This window comes from Burkholderia sp. E168m23 (assembly GCF_016586125.1).
Lineage (GTDB): Bacteria > Pseudomonadota > Gammaproteobacteria > Burkholderiales > Burkholderiaceae > Burkholderia > Burkholderia orbicola.
The window spans coordinates 1-3,238 of sequence record NZ_BCPP01000835.1; the positions used below are offsets into that span (position 1 = coordinate 1).

The following is a 3,238-nucleotide window of genomic DNA, read 5'->3' on the forward strand; positions in this document are numbered from 1 at the left end:
GGCGTCCTTCTTGTCGCGCGATGCGCTCGTCGACGTCTCGTCGAGCGATTTGCGCAGGTACAGCGAAATCAGCGCGGCCGCCGCGCCGACCACGAACGGAATGCGCCAGCCCCACGCTTTCAGCTCGCCGGCCGACAGCGTCTGCTGCAGGATCACGAGCACCAGCAGCGCGCACAGCTGGCCGCCGATCAGCGTCACGTACTGGAACGACGCGAAGAAGCCGCGACGGCCCTTCAATGCCACTTCACTCATGTAGGTCGCGCTCGTCCCGTATTCGCCGCCCACCGACAGGCCCTGGAACAGGCGCGCGACCAGCAGCAGCGCCGGCGCGAGCGCGCCGATCTGCGCATAGGTCGGCAGCACCGCGATCACGAGCGACCCGCCGCACATCATCAGCACCGAGATCATCATCGCCGCGCGACGGCCGTGCCGGTCGGCGATGCGGCCGAACAGCCAGCCGCCGATCGGACGCATCAGGAAGCCGGCCGCGAACACGCCGGCCGTGTTCAGCAGCTGCGTCGTCGTGTTGCCGCTCGGGAAAAATGCCGGCGCGAAGTACAGCGCGCAGAACGAGTAGATGTAGAAGTCGAACCACTCGACGAGGTTGCCCGATGAGGCGCCGACGATGGCGAACACGCGCCGCCGGGTGTCTTGCGCGGACAGCGCAGCTTGGTCGGTCTGGACGTCCATGGGTTGGTCTGTTCCTTTTAGTGCTTTCTGGGCGAGACGGCTGGGGCCGCCGCGTGCGGTCGCACGTGGCACCGGTTCCGGCGCACGGCGCTACGGGATTTTAGCGAAATGTAAAGTAACAAGCGCCCCGGGTTCGTCCCGATGTAGAAAATTTTTCTCCCGGCGCGCGTTCGTCATATGAAAACGCCAGCCCGCAGGCTGGCGTCCGATGCAAACATTTCCGGCGTGCGGCGATCACACGCGCACTTCCGGCGGCACGTAGCGGCACTCGTAGCGCTTGCGCACGGTGCCGGCCTCGTCGACGCTTTCCAGGTACACGTCGAACTGCCAGAGCCGCGCCATGTGCTTGAGCACTTCCTCGCTGTCGTTCGACAGGTGGCGGTTGTCGGTCATGAAGTGGCGCAGCGTGAGGCTGCGGTCGCCGCGGGTGTTGACGGCCCACACCTGGATGTTCGGCTCGCGGTGATGGATGTCGTACTGCCGCGACAACGCCTGCCGCACGTACTGGTAGCCGGAATCGTCGTGGATCGCCGATACCTCGAGCGAATCGCGCATGTCGTCGTCGAGCACCGAGAAGAGCCGCATTTCGCGAATCAGGTTCGGCGACAGGTACTGCGCGATGAAGCTCTCGTCCTTGAAGTTGCGCATCGCGTAGTGCATCGCCGGCAGCCACGGCGTGCCCGCGATCTCCGGAAACCACTTGTAGTCTTCCTCCGTCGGCGCTTCGCAGATCCTTCGGATGTCGCTCATCATCGAGAAACCGAGCGCATACGGGTTGATCCCGCTGTAGTACGGCTTCGTGACGGGCGGCTGGTAGACCACGTTGCTGTGCGAATGCAGGAACTCCATCATGAAGCCGTCTTCCAGCTTGCCCTGGTTGTACAGCGTATTGAGCAGTGTGTAGTGCCAGAACGTCGCCCAGCCTTCGTTCATCACCTGCGTCTGCCGCTGCGGATAGAAATACTGGCCGATCTTGCGCACGATGCGGATCACTTCCCGCTCCCACGGTTCGAGCAGCGGCGCATTCTTTTCCGCGAAATACAGCAGGTTCTCCTGCGGCTCGGACGGATAGCGGTCGTCCTGCTCCTCCGTCAGCTCGGGCTTCTTGCCCGGCAGCGTACGCCAGAGTTCGTTCACCTGCGACTGCAGGTACGCCTCGCGCTCGCGCCGCAGCGCCGCTTCCTTCGACAGCGACGGTTTCTGCGGCCGCTTGTAGCGGTCGACGCCGTAGTTCATCAACGCATGGCACGAGTCGAGCAGTTCCTCGACGCGATCGAGGCCGTAGCGCTCCTCGCATTCCGCGACGTAGTTCTTCGCGTACACGAGGTAATCGATGATCGCGTGCGCGTCGGTCCACAGCCGGAACAGGTAGTTGCCCTTGAAGAACGAGTTGTGCCCGTACGCCGCGTGCGCGATGACGAGCGCCTGCATCGTCATCGTGTTCTCTTCCATCAGATACGCGATGCACGGATTCGAATTGATGACGATTTCGTAGGCGAGGCCCATCTGGCCGCGACGATAGCTCTTCTCGGTCGCGAGAAAGTGCTTGCCGAACGACCAGTGACGGTAGTTGACGGGCATCCCGACCGACGCATACGCATCCATCATCTGCTCGGCGCTGATCAGTTCGAGCTGGATCGGGTAGATGTCGAGCTCGTATTGTTCGGCGACCTGCGAGATGTGCGTGTCGTATTCCTCGAGCAATTCGAACGTCCAGTCGGACGGGCACGGCAACGGCTTGCGTTCGGCAACGTTCATACGCGCTTCCTTTTGCCCGGAACCGGGCAAGTCGGCGGCCGGCGGCGGCGGTTCGGCCTGCCCGCGTTGCTGCGGTGCGGCAGGGCCGGCCGTGTCGTCGCCGGAAGGGCGCGGCGCGTAGCCGCGCGACTCGTTGTGCAGATGGCGGGTCGTCATGACATTTCCACCTGCTTTTCGAACAATTCGCGAAACACCGGGTAAATGTCCGCAGCCGATTCCACTTTTTTCATCGCGAGATGCGGTTGCGACAAGGCCAGTTGCGCGTATTCCAGCCACAGATTCTGCTCTTCCGGCGCGACCTGGATATACGCGAAGTAACGCGTCTTGGTGAGGATATCCTCTTCCAGGATTTTGCGACACTTGGGCGAATCGTCAGTCCAGTTGTCGCCGTCGGACGCCTGCGCGCCGTAGATGTTCCACTCGGTCGGCGAGTAGCGCTCGTCCATCACCTTGCGCATCAGTTCGAGCGCGCTCGACACCACCGTGCCGCCGCTTTCGGTCGAATGGAAGAAGGTGTCCTCGTCGACTTCCTCGGCACGCGTGTGGTGGCGAATGAACACCACTTCGATGCGCTCGTAGTTGCGCTTGAGGAACAGATAAAGCAGGATGAAGAAGCGCTTCGCGAGATCCTTGCGCTGCTCGTCCATCGAGCCCGACACGTCCATCAGGCAGAACATCACGGCCTGGCTCGACGGTTGCGGCTGCTTCACGCGGTTGATGTAGCGCAGGTCGAACGGATCGATGAACGGAATCCGCCAGATGCGCCCTTTCAGGTGATGAATCTCGGCCT

3 protein-coding genes are annotated in these 3,238 nt (G+C 62.6%); all 3 read right to left on the bottom strand.

The genetic code is table 11. The features are described 5' to 3' along the window. The coding region (locus JMF90_RS30475) for an MFS transporter (RefSeq protein ID WP_201325836.1) at positions 1 to 690 on the bottom strand (690 nt) is incomplete at its 3' end. Between the two features lie 234 nt (positions 691 to 924). Then, positions 925 to 2,604 carry a SpoVR family protein gene (locus JMF90_RS30480; RefSeq protein ID WP_011694280.1) on the bottom strand — a complete coding sequence of 560 codons (1,680 nt, stop codon included), beginning with the start codon at positions 2,602 to 2,604 and terminating at the stop codon, positions 925 to 927. After that, positions 2,601 to 3,238 (bottom strand): YeaH/YhbH family protein (locus tag JMF90_RS30485; RefSeq protein ID WP_201325837.1); only part of this gene is annotated, 638 nt, incomplete at its 5' end. The genes JMF90_RS30485 and JMF90_RS30480, both read right to left, overlap by 4 nt.